Below are 15,728 nucleotides of genomic sequence, written 5' to 3'. Positions count from 1 at the left end.
AGCGGCGGCAAGCACTTGATTTTCAGCCAGTTGTGACGGCCAGACGGGTTTCTATTTGTAGATAAAACAAAATACTGCCACTAAAAGGGGTTGTTTTCTATTTTTATGAGAATAATCTTGTAATTCCAACAACAAATTCCTGAGGACGGGTGTATGACTCTCCGCATCGCAATCAATGGCTTTGGCCGAATCGGCCGCAACGTCCTACGCGCACTTTATACCCAAGGCTACCGTCAGGACCTGCAAGTCGTCGCCATCAATGACCTGGGCGACAGCGAGATCAACGCACACCTGCTGAAATTCGACACCGTGCACGGGCCGTTCGACGGCACCGTGGAGCACGATCAGGAAAGCCTGACCGTCAACGGTGACCGCATTGCAGTCAGCGCTATCCGCAACCCGGCCGAGCTGCCGTGGAAATCCCTGAACATCGACGTGGTGTTCGAATGCACCGGTCTGTTCACCGACCGCACCAAGGCCGCCGCGCATATCACCGCCGGCGCGAAAAAAGTGATTATTTCAGCACCGGCTAAAGGCGCCGATGCGACGATCGTCTACGGCGTCAACCATGACGTGCTGCGCCAGTCCCATCAGGTCATCTCCAACGCATCGTGCACCACCAACTGCCTGGCGCCGGTTGCCCAGGTGCTGAACCGTGAGTTGGGCATCGAGAGCGGTCTGATGACCACCATCCACGCCTACACCAACGACCAGAACCTGATCGACGTCTACCACACCGACCCGTACCGCGCGCGTTCGGCGACTCAGTCGATGATCCCGAGCAAGACCGGTGCTGCCGAAGCGGTCGGCCTGGTGCTGCCGGAACTGGCAGGCAAGCTGACCGGCATGGCCGTGCGTGTGCCGGTGATCAACGTGTCGCTGGTCGACCTGACCATTCAGCTCAAGCGCGATGCGACGGCCGAAGAAGTCAACGCGATCATGAAAGAAGCGGCGCAGCATTCGAAGATCCTCGGCTACAACACCCTGCCGCTGGTTTCCCACGACTTCAATCACAACCCGCTGTCGTCGATCTTCGACGCGAACCACACCAAGGTCAGCGGTCGCCTGCTGAAGGTGCTGGCGTGGTACGACAACGAATGGGGCTTCTCTAACCGCATGCTGGATAACTGCCTGGCGTTGATGAATGCCGAGTAAGTAACGGGATCGCCCTGTGTAGGAGCGAGCTTGCTCGCGAAGACGGACTTCAGCCTCTGGATAGTCAGCGGATGCAACGATCTCTTCGCGATCAAACTCCCTCCCTCGGTAATGACTATCGTCCCCAGACAACGCCCTTACAATCTGTGCAAATCCCTGCCTTGACCTGACCTCCAGATGATAAGCATTATCATCTGCTGAATTCTGGTCGGGTGTCCCCGTGACTCAGTCGCACTTCAATACGGTCTTTCTCGCCCGGCGAACCATGCTGTTGCGCACGCTTCAGCGCATGGTGCGCAGCCACACCACAGCCGAAGACCTGCTGCAGGAAACCTATCTGCGTGTCACCCGCGCGCTCGCCGAGCGAGCCATCGACCACCTCGAACCCTTCGTCTTCCAGACCGCGCGCAATCTGGCCCTGGATCATCTGCGCGCCAGGCGCGTTCAAGCGCGCACCATCATTGACGATGCGCCGATCAGCGATATCCACAATGTCGTTGCCCCCGACGCCGCGCTGGAGGATGCCACCCACGCAAACCGTTTGCTGGAAAGCCTGACCGCGAGTCTGGAAACCCTGTCGCCCCGGCAGCAGAAAATATTCACCCTCAGTCGGCTCCACGGCGTGAGTTATCTGCAGATCGCCGAGCAGTTGGGGGTCTCTACCAGCACCGTGCAAAAAGAACTCAAGCTGGTCATGACGCTTTGCATGACAGTGGCAGCGCGCCTGGATCACTGAACTTCATCCGTAAGAATTCGTCAGTTGGTGCTTCAGAGTGACGCTACACTGCCGCCCAAACCGTGGACCCCGAGGACGCTGCTTGACGGACGCCCAATCACCCCGCCCCACTCCGGAGGAGGCGGCACGCGCCAGGACGATGGATCAGGCCCTGACCTGGCTGATCGAGCTGGAAATCGCCGATGCGGCAACGCATGCGCGCTTTCTTGAGTGGCTCGAAGCAGATCCTTCCCACCACGAAGCCTTCGCCAGCGCCGAAGCCGTGTGGCACTCGCAACCGGTGTTCGATGCAGCTGCGGTACTGGCTGGGCGGAAAAAAACCTAGCGCCGGGTGATGTGCTGGCAAAAGATGTGTTGGCAGAACCAGCCGCGTGATTGCTCCAGAGCTGATGATCTCGCATTGACCGAAATTATTTTTACGCGATAGCCGCCCCCCGTACGTCTAGTCATAGCCAATGCAACTGATTCCTATTTGAATCATCTCGCAACAACTATGACGACCCGCACGACAGGGAGCGCTATCCATGCTGTCCAGCTTCAACCCCGCACCATCCGCCCCGCCCGCCACCACTCATCACCTCGGGCTTTCGTTGCTAACGATCGCCATTTTCGCCGCAGCGCTGCACAGCCCCGCCGCTGCCGCTGCCGAACAAAGTACCGCGTTGGAACTGCAGCAGATCACGGTCAGTGCCACACGTCAGGCGCAGTCGGTGGAGTCGGTCCCCGGTACGGTGACCGTCCAGGACCGCGGAGCGCTGGATCGACGCAACGTCAACAGCATCCGCGACCTGGTACGCGACGAGCCTGGCGTTTCCGTGGGCGGGGCCGGCCAGCGTGCGGGCACCAGCGGCTACAACATTCGCGGCATCGATGGCGACCGGATCCTGACGCAGGTGGATGGCGTTGAAGTGCCGGACAATTTCTTCCAGGGCCCCTTCGCCAACACTCACCGGAATTACGTTGATCCGGAGATCATCAAGCGCGTGGAGATCCTGCGCGGGCCAGCGTCGGCGCTGTATGGGAGCAGCGCCATCGGCGGCGCGGTGAGTTATTACACCCTCGACCCCGAGGACATCATCAAGCCGGGCAAGGACGTCGGCGCGCGCCTGAAAACCGGCTACAGCTCGGCGGACAACAGTTGGCTGAACTCATCCACGGTTGCCGGCCGGGCGGGGGACTTCGACGGCTTGCTGCACGTCAGTCAGCGCAACGGCCACGAGACCGAGTCCTACGGCGAGCATGGCGGGACCGGGCTGTCCCGCACGGCAGCCAACCCGGAAGACGCCCGCGCCACCAATGTGCTGGCGAAGCTGGGCTGGAACTACGGCGACAATGATCGCCTGGGGTTCACTTACGAGAAGTACAAGGACGACACCCATACCAATCAGAAGAGTGTGGTGGGTGGGCCGTTCGGCAATGGAAGGGCGCTGGGCATGTACCGCAGCAGGGAGGGCAACGACGTCATTACCCGCGAGCGCTTTGGGCTGGAAAACACGTTCGCGCTGGACAGCGTACTGGCCGACAACGCCAAGTGGAGCCTGAACTACCAGATTGCCAAGACCGATCAAAATACCTTCGAGCGCTACGTGCCCGGCAGTCGTGACGTCTGGCGCACCCGCGACACCCAGTACAAAGAACGCCAATGGATCCTGGACGCACAGCTGGATAAAGCGTTCGACATTGGCGACACCCAGCACTTGCTGACGTACGGCACAACCCTCAAGCAGCAGAAGGTGACGGGACTTCGGACGGGATCAGCCACCTGTGCGTCGGTCCTCGGAACCTGCCGCACCCTCGGCGCGGTAAGTGCCAGCGCAAGCGATATTGTGGCACCCACCAATGACTTCCCGAACCCGACGATCACCACCTACGCGCTGTTTGCTCAGGATCAGATCAAGTGGGGCGACTGGACCTTCATGCCCGGCGCCCGCTACGACTACACCGCACTCGAACCGCACGCCACGGATTCATTCCTGAAGAGCGTCAACCTGACCAGCAAGAGCGAGTTCGACGGCAGCACGAAAAAATGGCATCGCCTGTCACCCAAGCTAGGGCTGACGTATGCGTTCAACGACGCCTACACCGGGTACGGCCAGTACGCCGAGGGTTTCCGCACGCCGAGCGCAAAAGCGTTGTATGGCCGCTTCGAGAACACCCGGGGCAATTACGTCGTGGAGCCCAATCCAGACCTGAAACCGGAGACCAGTAAAAGCTACGAAACCGGGCTGCGCGGTCACTTCGACGAGGGCATGTTTGATCTCGCGCTGTTCTACAACACGTACCGCGACTTCATTAATGAGGACGCGGTGATTCCAGCCAACGCCACCACCACGACCTTCCAGTCCAACAACATCAAGCACGCCACGATCAAGGGCGTCGAACTCAAGGGTCGTTTGAATCTGGACAGCTTCGGCGCACCCGAAGGCCTCTACACCCGGGGTTCGCTGGCCTATCTGTACGGCCGCAACAACGACAGCGGCCAGCCCCTCAATAGCATCAACCCGCTCACCGGGGTATTAGGGCTGGGTTATGACCAGAACAACTACGGCGGTCTGCTGAACTGGACGCTGGTGAAGCGCAAGACGCGGGTCGACACCAGCAACTACTACGCCCCCGATGGTGCAAACCGGTTCAAGACACCGGGCTTTGGCCTCGTCGATCTGACGGGTTATTACAAAGTCGCCGAAGACGTCACGGTCAGCGGCGGCCTGTACAACCTGGCGGACAAAAAATACTGGCTGTGGGATGACGTGCGCGGCTACGACAGTGTCGGCGAAGCAGGTGCCACCGCCCCCGCCAACCTCGACAGGCTGACCCAGCCCGGCCGCAATTTTGCTGTCAACGTGGTGTGGAACATCTGACCGAATATCCGTCGCAGGAACGTGGTTTTTTCACGCCTGCGACGCTCGCTCGTCTTGTTAACAAGCGCCTCATTTACAAGGAAGACCCATGACCGACAACTCGATTCGTCGCTCGCAACGACTGAACCAGATCACCCATGCTCCCCATGAACAACTGGACAAGGCGGTGAAAGCCAACGCGCCGTTCGAAACGCTGGCCAGCTACAGCCGATTCCTCAGCGCCCAATACCTGTTTCAGGAAGAGCTGAAGAAGCTGTACACGCACCCGCAGTTGGTCGAGCTGATTGCCGACCTGCCTGACCGATGCCGCGCCGAACAGGCCAAGGCCGATCTGCTTGATCTTGAGGCTGGCATACCTGCCCCTGTCGCGGGCGCCGTCGATGGGCCCAGCCTTGCCGAGGCGCTTGGCTGGCTGTTTGTCTCGGAGGGCTCGAAGCTGGGCGCCGCCTTTCTGATCAAGCGCGCCGTGGCCTTGAACCTCAGCGAGACCTTCGGCGCTCGCCATCTTGGAGAACCGTCAGGCGGTCGAGCCGATGGCTGGAAACGCTTCATCCGGATCATTGATGATCTACCGTTCAACGCCGAGCAGGAGCTCGAGATAGACCGCGGTGCGGTGGCGGCCTTCGAACGTTTCAACGTACTGCTGCAGCACGCTTACGCTTCGGCGTCTGAAGCGGAACCCGCCTGACACCGGGTCTTTTGCGCCCGGCACTGATAAGCTGAGCGCCTTTGCGGGACGTGAAAATCCCGCAACACCTGCTCACTCTGCATTACCGAGACCATGACCAGTACTCCACCCGGCAGCAAACTGTCCCGCATCCTGTTTGGCATCCTCGCCTACGTGAGCCTGACGATCGGCATCATCGCGATTTTCATTCCGGGCCTGCCCACCACCGAATTCATTCTGCTGGCGGCATGGGCGGCGACGCGTAGCTCGCCGCGCCTGAGCGCGTGGCTCGAGAATCATCGGGTGTTCGGACCGATGCTGAGCAACTGGCGAAACGGCAAGATGATTGCGCGCAAGGCCAAGATCAGCGCCACGGTCACCATGCTGATCTGCGCGGTCATGATGCTGGTGGTGCTGAAACACAATTGGTGGATCTACTTCGCGGTGGCCGGCATGGTGCTGGTCAATCTGTGGATCTGGTCGCGGCCTGAGCCTTCGCGGCTTCAGCCGGAAAAGTGAGGTGTAGGACCGGCTTCAGCCGCGAAGAGGCCGGTTTGAACGTCCTCAATCCTGGGGCTTGACACCTGACGCCTTCCCGGCTGAAGCCGGTCCCACAAACAGCACTCGGCATATGAGCCTGAACCCGAGGCGGCCCCATGGGTCTGTCCTCTTACGTTCACCACCTTCTTCAGGAGCCATCGCCATGTTCGAGCCAGGTCATCTGCACATCGTCCACCCCGCTCTGCAACCACACGACGTCGGCTACGATCTTCATATCCGCTATGAGGTCAGCCAGACCGATTCGGGTCAGGGCATGCAGTTCACCCTGGAAGGCGACGTCAATGGCCAGGCGGTCAATGAAACGTTCGAACTGCCCAAGGACAAGGCCTACAACTTCGCCAGCGAGGCGTCGCGCAGACTGGAGAAGCATGGCCTGCCGAGAACCACCGACCTGCATGCGATGCACGGTGGATACGACCAGATGTTCGAAGACATCCGCCACAAGCTCGACATGAAGTCAGGTGATCCCGTGAAGCCGGAACATCTGGAATAGCCAGGCGCTCTTTCACGGTCTCGGGATGGGCGATGCGATTGCTGGCATAATCGTCTCCCTCACTCCCGCGAACCCTTTCCCTCCCCATGCGCATTCACGTCACGTTCATTGACCGCGTCGGCATCACCCAGGAAGTACTGGCCATCCTCGGCGCGCGCAACCTGAACCTCGATGCCGTGGAAATGGTCCCGCCCAACGTCTATATCGATGCACCGACGCTGAGCCATGACGTGCTTGAAGAACTCAAGGACCGGCTCTTTCGTGTGCGCGGTGTCGAAGCGATCACGGTGGTCGACATCCTTCCCGGCCAGCGCCGTCACCTGCAACTCGATGCCCTGCTGGCAGCAATGACCGACCCGGTGCTTGCCCTCGACAGCGCCGGCCATGTGTTACTGGCAAACCCGGCGCTGGTTGCGCTGTATGGCCGGGAACCCGCGGGCGAGTCGATTGGCGAACTATTTTCCGATGCAGGCCTGCAATCGGCGCTGCTGGAAAACGGCTTTCGTCTGCCACTGCGCGAAGTGACTCTGAATGGCGAGGCCTTGCTGCTGGACGCGACGCCGATCACCGATGCGGGCGCATTGCTTACCCTTTATCAGCCAAGCCGGATTGGCGAACGCCTGTCGGCACTGCACCACGATCATGCCGAAGGTTTCGATGCGCTGCTGGGCGATTCCGCGCCGATTCGCACGCTTAAAGCCCGCGCACAACGGGTCGCGGCACTGGATGCGCCGCTGCTGATTCAGGGCGAAACCGGTACGGGCAAGGAACTGGTGGCGCGGGCGTGTCATGCCGTGAGCGCGCGCAATGGAGCGCCTTTTCTCGCGCTGAACTGCGCGGCGCTGCCGGAGAACCTCGCCGAAAGCGAACTGTTCGGCTACGCCCCCGGCGCCTTTACCGGTGCGCAGCGGGGCGGCAAACCGGGGCTGATGGAACTCGCCAACAAAGGCACCGTGTTTCTCGACGAGATCGGCGAGATGTCACCGTATCTGCAGGCCAAACTGCTGCGCTTTCTCAACGACGGCAGCTTTCGGCGTGTTGGCGGCGACAAGGAAGTGCAGGTCAACGTGCGCATCTTGAGTGCCACCCACCGTGATCTGGAGAAAATGGTCGCCGAAGGCACCTTTCGCGAAGACCTGTTCTATCGCCTGAACGTGCTCAATCTGGACGTGCCGCCGCTGCGTGAACGCGGTCAGGACATCCTGATGCTGGCGCGCTATTTCATGGAACAGGCCTGCACGCAGATTCAGCGACCGGTTTGCCGCCTTGCGCCGACCACCTACCCTGCCCTGCTTGGGAACCGCTGGCCGGGCAACGTGCGCCAGTTGCAGAACGTGATCTTCCGCGCAGCGGCCATCTGCGACAGCTCGCTGGTCGACATCGGTGACCTCGACATCGCCGGTACGTCGGTGGCAAGGGGCAGTGATGGCGAAGTCGAAAGCCTGGAAGGTGCGGTCGAGGATTTTGAAAAGTCGCTGTTGGAGAAGCTCTACAGCCAGTATCCCTCGACGCGGCAACTGGCCGCGCGGCTGCAAACATCACACACCGCGATCGCCCATCGGTTGCGCAAGTATGGTATTCCCGGCAAAGCCTGAGAAGCAGGTCTGTGTGGGCCTCACGTCAAGTGCTGCACGACGCCTGGCTGCGAAGAAATGCGTCCGTAGGAGCCGGCTTGCTGGCGAATAGGTCTAACACCCGCGGCTATTTGGCTGCCAATAACGGGTTCGCCAGCAAGCCGGCTCCTACAAATCGCGTTCAACGAAGACGCTTGGCACGATATCGAAACACCGTATCGAAATCATTCCGGTCGCTCAACGTCGATACCCGGTGCCGCGGCCCTGGTCCCAGCCCCCCCCATGCACCCGGTTCGCGTATCGATTTCGTTCCAGCCGGGTCGCATCTAAATAGAATGCTCATCTCCACGGCCCAACGTTTACACGCTCTTCTCGACCTTGGCCGCAAACTTGCTATGCACTCCCCCCATTACGCCCGGGCATAACGGGCGATTTACCATCTGGGGAGATTCCATGAGCGAGTTGCGTTTTACCGAAGACCACGAGTGGCTGCGCGCCGAAGCTGACGGCAGCGTCACAGTCGGCATCACCGCCTTTGCGCAGGACGCACTGGGTGACGTGGTTTTCGTGCAACTGCCGGAGCTGCAGTCCTACGACAAAGGCGCCGAAGCGGCCACCGTCGAATCGGTCAAAGCCGCCAGCGGCGTGTACATGCCCCTCGATGGCGAAGTCGTCGAAACCAATCCCGCGCTGGACGCCAACCCCGAACTGGTCAACGAAGACCCGCTCGGCCAGGGCTGGTTTTTCCGCTTTATTCCTTCCAATCCCGACGCTGTCGGCCAACTGCTGACTCAAGACGCCTATGATCGTCTGATCAAAGCCAACGCCGAAGCCTGAGGAGCGCGCAATGACTGACCGTATTGAATTGAGCACCGCCAACGAGTTCATCGCCCGCCACATCGGCCCGCGTGCCGCTGATGAGAAAGCCATGCTCACCACCCTGGGCTATGACTCCCTCGACGCGCTGACCGCCAGCGTCATCCCTGAATCCATCAAGGGCACCAGCGTTCTCGGCTTGTCCGCCGGGCAAAGCGAAGCCGACGCGCTGGCCGACATCAAAGCCATCGCCAGCAAGAATCAACTGTTCAAAACCTACATCGGCCAGGGTTATTACAACACCCACACCCCGGCGCCGATCCTGCGCAACCTGCTGGAAAACCCGGCCTGGTACACCGCTTACACACCGTATCAGCCGGAGATTTCCCAAGGCCGTCTGGAGTCGCTGCTGAACTTCCAGACCCTGATCAGCGACCTGACCGGCCTGCCGATCGCCAACGCGTCTCTGCTCGACGAAGCCACCGCCGCCGCCGAAGCCATGACCTTCTGCAAACGCCTGAGCAAGAACAAGAGCAGCAACAAGTTCTTCGCCTCCGCCCACTGCCACCCGCAAACCCTCGACGTGCTGCAAACCCGCGCCGAGCCGCTGGGCATTGAAGTGGTCGTTGCGGACGAAGCTCAACTGACCGACGTCAGCGAGTTCTTCGGCGCGCTGCTGCAGTACCCTGCCAGCAATGGCGACGTGTTCGACTACCGCGAGCTGGTCGAGCGCTTCCATGCCGCCAACGCTCTGGTCGCCGTGGCCGCCGACCTGCTGGCCCTGACCCTGCTCACCCCACCGGGCGAGTTTGGCGCTGACGTGGCCATCGGCAGTGCGCAACGCTTCGGCGTGCCGCTGGGTTTCGGTGGTCCGCACGCGGCCTACTTCTCCACCCGCGACGCCTACAAGCGCGACATGCCCGGGCGACTGGTCGGTGTGTCTATCGACCGCTTCGGCAAGACCGCCCTGCGTCTGGCCATGCAAACCCGCGAGCAACACATTCGTCGCGAGAAGGCCACGAGCAACATCTGCACCGCGCAGGTGCTGCTCGCCAACATCGCCAGCATGTACGCCGTGTACCACGGCCCGCGCGGCCTGACTCGTATCGCCAACCGCGTGCATCACCTGACCGCGATTTTCGCCGAGGGCCTGAGCCAGCTGGGCTTGAAGGCCGAGCAGTCCTTCTTCTTCGACAGCATCACCCTGAACACCGGCGCCAAAACGGCCGACCTGCACGCCAAGGCCCGAGCCCACGAGATCAACCTGCGTGAAGTAGGTGCCGAGCGCCTGGGCGTTTCGCTGGACGAAACCACCAAGCAAGCCGACGTCGAAGTCCTGTGGTCCCTATTCGCAGCTGAAGGCCAGGCCGTGCCTGACTTCACCGCGCTGGCCGACAGCGTCGAAGCGCGCCTGCCTGCCGAGCTGAAACGCCAGTCGGCGATTCTCAGCCACCCGGTATTCAACCGTTACCACTCCGAAACCGAGCTGATGCGCTACCTGCGTCGCCTCGCGGACAAGGACCTGGCGCTGGACCGCACGATGATCCCGCTGGGCTCGTGCACCATGAAACTCAACGCCGCCAGCGAAATGATCCCGGTGACTTGGGCCGAGTTCGGCAACCTGCACCCGTTCGCCCCGGCCGAGCAAAGCGCCGGATACCAGCAACTGACCGACGAACTGGAAGCGATGCTCTGCGCCGCCACCGGTTATGACGCGATCTCCCTGCAACCGAACGCTGGTTCCCAGGGCGAGTACGCGGGCCTCTTGGCCATTCGTGCTTACCACCAGAGCCGTGGCGATGAGCGTCGCGACATCTGCCTGATTCCATCGTCGGCCCACGGCACCAACCCGGCGACCGCCAACATGGCCGGCATGCGCGTAGTCGTGACCGCTTGCGACGCCCGTGGCAACGTCGACATCGAAGACCTGCGCGCCAAGGCCATCGAGCACCGCGAACACCTCGCTGCCCTGATGATCACCTACCCGTCGACCCACGGCGTGTTCGAGGAAGGCATCCGCGAAATCTGCGGCATCGTTCATGACAACGGCGGCCAGGTGTACATCGACGGCGCCAACATGAACGCCATGGTCGGCCTCTGCGCACCGGGCAAGTTCGGCGGCGACGTGTCTCACCTCAACCTGCACAAAACTTTCTGCATTCCCCACGGCGGCGGCGGCCCGGGCATTGGCCCGATCGGCGTCAAATCGCATCTGGCGGCATTCATGCCGGGCCACGCCCGAATGGAACGCAAGCAAGGCGCGGTCTGCGCAGCACCATTCGGCAGCGCGAGCATCTTGCCGATCACCTGGATGTACATTCGCATGATGGGCGGCGAAGGCCTCAAGCGCGCCTCGCAGCTGGCGATCCTCAATGCCAACTACATCTCCCGTCGCCTGGAAGAGCACTACCCGGTGCTCTACACCGGCAGCAACGGCCTGGTCGCCCACGAATGCATTCTCGACCTGCGCCCACTGAAAGAAACCAGCGGCATCAGCGTCGATGACGTCGCCAAGCGCCTGATCGACTTCGGCTTCCACGCACCGACCATGTCCTTCCCGGTCGCAGGCACGTTGATGATCGAGCCGACCGAAAGCGAATCGAAAGAAGAGCTGGACCGCTTCTGCGACGCGATGATCAAGATCCGCGAAGAAATCCGCGCGGTCGAAAGCGGCGCACTGGACAAGAACGACAACCCGCTGAAAAACGCGCCGCACACCGCCGCTGAACTGGTGGGCGAATGGAGCCATCCGTACAGCCGCGAGCAGGCCGTGTACCCGGTGGCGTCGTTGATCGAAGGCAAATACTGGCCACCGGTCGGTCGTGTCGATAACGTGTTCGGCGACCGCAACCTGGTGTGCGCCTGCCCGTCCATCGAAGACTACGCTTAAAAAAGCCACGAGCCTCTAGCCGCAAGCCACAAGTGAAAGCCGATCGGCTTTTGCTTGCGGCTTGTAGCTTGCTGCTTGCTACTGCTTCACCTCCCGGAACCCCATCATGTCGCTGAGCGTATTTGACCTGTTCAAGATCGGCATTGGTCCCTCCAGTTCTCACACGGTGGGCCCGATGCGAGCGGCGGCACGGTTTGCCGAAGGCTTGCAGCGCGATGGCCTGCTGGAAACCATCATCTGCGTCAAAGTCGAGCTTTACGGCTCACTCGGTGCCACCGGCAAAGGCCATGGCAGCGATAAGGCTGTGTTACTGGGCCTTGAAGGTGAGCATCCCGACACCGTCGACACCGAAACCGTCGCGGCTCGCCTGCAGCAGATCCGCAGCACTGAACGCCTGAACCTGCTCGGCCGGCACAGCATCGAATTCATCGAAAAGCATCACCTGGCGATGATACGCAAACCCTTGGCCTTCCACCCCAACGGCATGATTTTCCGTGCCTTCGATGCCTCCGGCCTACAGGTGCGCAGCCGCGAGTACTACTCCGTCGGCGGGGGTTTCGTGGTCGATGAGCAAGCCGCTGGCGCAGACCGCATCGTGGAAGACCAGACGCAGCTGCTATACCCCTTCAAAACCGCACGGGATCTGATGGCGCACTGCACCGCCAGCGGGCTTTCGATCAGCCAGGTCATGCTCGCCAACGAAGCCGCCTGGCGCCCCGAAGCCGAAACCCGTCAGGGCCTGCTGCACATCTGGCAAGTCATGCAGGACTGCGTCGAAGCGGGTTGCCGCAACGAAGGCATCTTGCCGGGCGGCCTGAAGGTCAAGCGGCGTGCGGCAGCCCTGCATCGTCAACTGTGCAAAAACCCGGAAGCCGCGCTGCGTGATGCCTTGTCGGTGCTCGACTGGGTCAATCTGTACGCGCTGGCGGTCAACGAAGAAAACGCCAACGGCGGCCGTGTGGTCACCGCGCCCACCAACGGCGCGGCCGGCATTATCCCGGCGGTACTGCATTACTACATGCGCTTCATCACCGGGGCCAACGAGGATGGCGTCGTGCGTTTCCTGCTCACGGCAGCCGCCATTGGCATTCTCTACAAAGAGAACGCGTCGATCTCCGGCGCCGAAGTCGGCTGTCAGGGCGAAGTCGGCGTGGCCTGCTCCATGGCCGCCGGCGCGCTGTGCGAAGTACTTGGCGGCAACGTAGAACAAGTGGAAAACGCCGCTGAAATCGGCATGGAACACAACCTCGGCCTGACGTGCGACCCCATCGGCGGGCTTGTTCAAGTGCCATGCATCGAACGCAACGCCATGGGTTCGGTAAAGGCCATCAACGCGGTGCGCATGGCCTTGCGCGGCGACGGCCAGCATTTTGTATCGCTGGATAAAGTGATCCGCACCATGCGCCAGACCGGCGCCGACATGAAAAGCAAATACAAGGAAACAGCCCGTGGCGGGCTGGCCGTGAACATCATCGAGTGCTGACATCAGCCCCCATTCATAGGGTCCCTGCCCCGCGCGGGGAACCCGGAACCGCTTTCAAGGAGTGACCCATGACCACCGAATTGCTGAAGACCCCGCTTAACGCCCTGCACCGTGAACTCGGCGCGAAGATGGTTGAATTCGCCGGCTACGACATGCCTGTTCAGTACCCTGCCGGCGTCATGAAAGAACACCTGCACACCCGCGATCAGGCCGGCTTGTTTGACGTTTCGCACATGGGTCAGATCTTGTTGAGCGGCGCGGACGCAGCCAAAGCGCTGGAAACCCTGGTGCCGGTGGACATCATCGATCTGCCGGTCGGCATGCAGCGCTACGCGATGTTCACCAACGACAACGGCGGCATTCTCGACGACTTGATGGTCGCCAATCTGGGCAACGATCAGCTTATGCTGGTGGTCAACGCGGCCTGCAAGAACGATGACCTGGCGCACCTGCAGCAACACATTGGCAGCGAGTGCGAGATCACGCCGCTGTTCGACGAGCGCGCATTGCTTGCGCTGCAAGGTCCGCAGGCTGTCACAGCACTGGCGCGGCTGGCGCCGGAAGTCGCGAAAATGACTTTCATGCAGTACACCTCGACGAAGATCGACGGCATCGACTGCTACATCAGCCGCTCAGGCTACACCGGTGAAGACGGTTACGAGATTTCAGTGCCGGCGGATCAGGCAGAATCCCTGGCGCGTCGACTGCTCGCTGAGCCTGAAGTGGCGCCGATCGGCCTGGGCGCGCGCGACTCGCTGCGGCTGGAAGCCGGCCTTTGCCTCTATGGCCACGACATGAATACCGAAACCACACCGATCGAAGCCAGCCTGCTGTGGGCGATTTCCAAGGTGCGTCGCGCCGACGGGGCGCGTGCGGGCGGTTTCCCTGGTGCCGAGAAGATCTTTGCCCAGCACCAGAGCGGTGCGGCGCGCAAACGCGTCGGCCTGTTGCCACAAGAACGTACGCCGGTGCGCGAAGGCGCTGAAATCGTTGACTCCGAGGGAACAACCATCGGGAAAGTCTGCAGCGGCGGCTTTGGCCCGACGTTGAGCGCGCCATTGGCAATGGGCTATGTCGACGCCGGTTTTACCGCACTGGATACATCGGTATGGGCGATCGTCCGCGGCAAGAAAGTCCCGATGCACGTGACGAAAACTCCTTTCGTTCCGCCACGTTACTTCCGCGGCTAAGTAACATCGTCAAAAGCAGCGGCACCGCAACAGTGCATTAAACTGTGCGAGTGCCGCAGTCTGGCGCCAGCGTTAAGTGCATACAAAACTGTCAAAATATTGAACTTCGACACCCTTCTAAACATTAAAAACTATCGATCTTGCGAGCGTGGTTAATGTTTTCAAAAAAGCCGAAACCCCCTATGAATACTGGCCCAGACGGGGCTTGTTTTTTCGGCGAGAGTTAGCGTAGAGTTTCTCGACTGTGTTTGCATGGGTCGCTGGGATCGTGACCCGGGCAGTAGCGCCAAAAGCAATGCTACATCCCGCTCTACGTTTCTTCTTCCTGCAACCAGCCCAGTACTCTTTCTCGTGAAAGAGGCTGTCATTAATTTTATGCGCTTGGGAATAAGAAAATGTCTACACGTCAGAGCGGCACCGTTAAGTGGTTTAACGATGAAAAAGGTTTTGGTTTTATCACGCCTGAAAGCGGTCCGGATCTGTTCGTCCACTTCCGCGCTATTCAAGGCAACGGCTTCAAAAGCCTGAAAGAAGGCCAGAAAGTGACATTCGTCGCGGTGCAGGGCCAAAAAGGCATGCAGGCTGACGAAGTACAAGCAGAGGCCTGATTAGCCGACGCAAAAAGCCCCTGATGGCCAACATCAGGGGCTTTTTTATGCCTGCGATTCCGTAAACTGCCCGCTCACGTGTGAACGAGCGCTGCCATGACCTCAGCTAACGATGACGCGCAGGCGTTACGCCCCCAGGGCGACTTTCCCGCTGCGGGATTGGGCCGGCGCATGGCTGCGATCAGCTACGACGCGCTGTTGTGCGTGGCGTTGCTGATGGTCACCACCTTTCTCTACAAGTTGGTCTGGATGGGCTTTGTCGGCGAAACCAGACTGCGCGAGCTCTCCGATTCCGGCGCCCTTGATGCCGACCCGCTGCTGTCCTCGATTCTGCTGATCACGCTGTTCGGCTTCTTTGCCCACTTCTGGACACGCGCGGGCCAAACCCTCGGCATGCAGGTCTGGGGAATACGCGTGCAGAACGCCGATGGAACGGCCATCAGCCTTTGGCAGGCGCTGCTGCGCTTCATCGTCGCCATCGCATCGTGGCTGTGCGTCGGGCTGGGTTTCTTCTGGAGCCTGTTCGACAAACAGAAACGCTGCTGGCATGACCTGTATTCCGACACGCAGCTGGTGCGAGTGCCCAGAACCCACAAGTGAACCCGCCCTAAGAAATCCGCCGTTTACCTGAGAAATACGGTGAGTAGGAGCCGGCTTGCTGGCGAAAGGTGTGGGTCAGCCGACGTCAATGCCT

14 protein-coding genes are annotated in these 15,728 nt (G+C 60.8%); all 14 read left to right on the top strand.

The window, feature by feature from the left end:
• Nucleotides 1-153 precede the first annotated feature (153 nt).
• Nucleotides 154-1,155, top strand: a complete 1,002-nt coding sequence (gene gap, locus ACYAR8_RS03250; protein WP_065992035.1) for a type I glyceraldehyde-3-phosphate dehydrogenase — start codon at nt 154-156, stop codon at nt 1,153-1,155.
• Between the two features lie 220 nt (nt 1,156-1,375).
• Entirely contained in the window at nt 1,376-1,891 is a 516-nt protein-coding gene (locus ACYAR8_RS03245) for an RNA polymerase sigma factor (protein WP_463579069.1), read from the top strand.
• A gap of 139 nt (nt 1,892-2,030) precedes the next feature.
• Nucleotides 2,031-2,216, top strand: coding sequence for a FecR/PupR family sigma factor regulator (locus tag ACYAR8_RS03240; protein ID WP_463579068.1), 186 nt, complete (start codon nt 2,031-2,033; stop codon nt 2,214-2,216).
• A gap of 199 nt (nt 2,217-2,415) precedes the next feature.
• Nucleotides 2,416-4,752, top strand: a complete 2,337-nt coding sequence (locus ACYAR8_RS03235) for a TonB-dependent hemoglobin/transferrin/lactoferrin family receptor (RefSeq protein WP_463579067.1) — start codon at nt 2,416-2,418, stop codon at nt 4,750-4,752.
• 88 nt (nt 4,753-4,840) lie between these two features.
• Nucleotides 4,841-5,440: a biliverdin-producing heme oxygenase gene (locus tag ACYAR8_RS03230; RefSeq protein ID WP_463579066.1), complete on the top strand. Its 600-nt coding sequence runs from the start codon at nt 4,841-4,843 to the stop codon at nt 5,438-5,440.
• Between the two features lie 93 nt (nt 5,441-5,533).
• Nucleotides 5,534-5,938, top strand: coding sequence for a YbaN family protein (locus tag ACYAR8_RS03225; protein ID WP_463579065.1), 405 nt, complete (start codon nt 5,534-5,536; stop codon nt 5,936-5,938).
• Nucleotides 5,939-6,122: 184 nt separating this feature from the next.
• Nucleotides 6,123-6,473, top strand: coding sequence for a DUF5064 family protein (locus ACYAR8_RS03220; protein WP_074884287.1), 351 nt, complete (start codon nt 6,123-6,125; stop codon nt 6,471-6,473).
• A gap of 86 nt (nt 6,474-6,559) precedes the next feature.
• Nucleotides 6,560-8,068, top strand: a complete 1,509-nt coding sequence (locus ACYAR8_RS03215; protein ID WP_108120690.1) for a sigma-54-dependent transcriptional regulator — start codon at nt 6,560-6,562, stop codon at nt 8,066-8,068.
• 432 nt (nt 8,069-8,500) lie between these two features.
• Nucleotides 8,501-8,884 carry a glycine cleavage system protein GcvH gene (gene gcvH, locus ACYAR8_RS03210; protein WP_463579064.1) on the top strand — a complete coding sequence of 128 codons (384 nt, stop codon included), beginning with the start codon at nt 8,501-8,503 and terminating at the stop codon, nt 8,882-8,884.
• Between the two features lie 10 nt (nt 8,885-8,894).
• Nucleotides 8,895-11,753 carry an aminomethyl-transferring glycine dehydrogenase gene (gene gcvP / locus ACYAR8_RS03205; protein WP_463579063.1) on the top strand — a complete coding sequence of 953 codons (2,859 nt, stop codon included), beginning with the start codon at nt 8,895-8,897 and terminating at the stop codon, nt 11,751-11,753.
• 106 nt (nt 11,754-11,859) lie between these two features.
• Entirely contained in the window at nt 11,860-13,236 is a 1,377-nt protein-coding gene (locus ACYAR8_RS03200; RefSeq protein ID WP_074884276.1) for an L-serine ammonia-lyase, read from the top strand.
• 68 nt (nt 13,237-13,304) lie between these two features.
• Entirely contained in the window at nt 13,305-14,426 is a 1,122-nt protein-coding gene (gene gcvT / locus ACYAR8_RS03195) for a glycine cleavage system aminomethyltransferase GcvT (protein WP_463579062.1), read from the top strand.
• Between the two features lie 395 nt (nt 14,427-14,821).
• Nucleotides 14,822-15,034 (top strand): cold-shock protein, encoded by a 213-nt coding sequence (locus ACYAR8_RS03190; protein WP_003227496.1) that lies wholly within the window; start codon nt 14,822-14,824, stop codon nt 15,032-15,034.
• 96 nt (nt 15,035-15,130) lie between these two features.
• A complete protein-coding gene (locus tag ACYAR8_RS03185) occupies nt 15,131-15,634 on the top strand; it encodes an RDD family protein (protein WP_463579061.1) in 504 nt (167 codons plus the stop codon).
• The last annotated feature ends 94 nt before the right edge of the window (nt 15,635-15,728 follow it).

Source organism: Pseudomonas sp. HP_01, from assembly GCF_055284355.1.
Note: the sequence above shows the minus strand (reverse complement) of the source record. Positions and strands in the feature narration are given on the sequence as shown.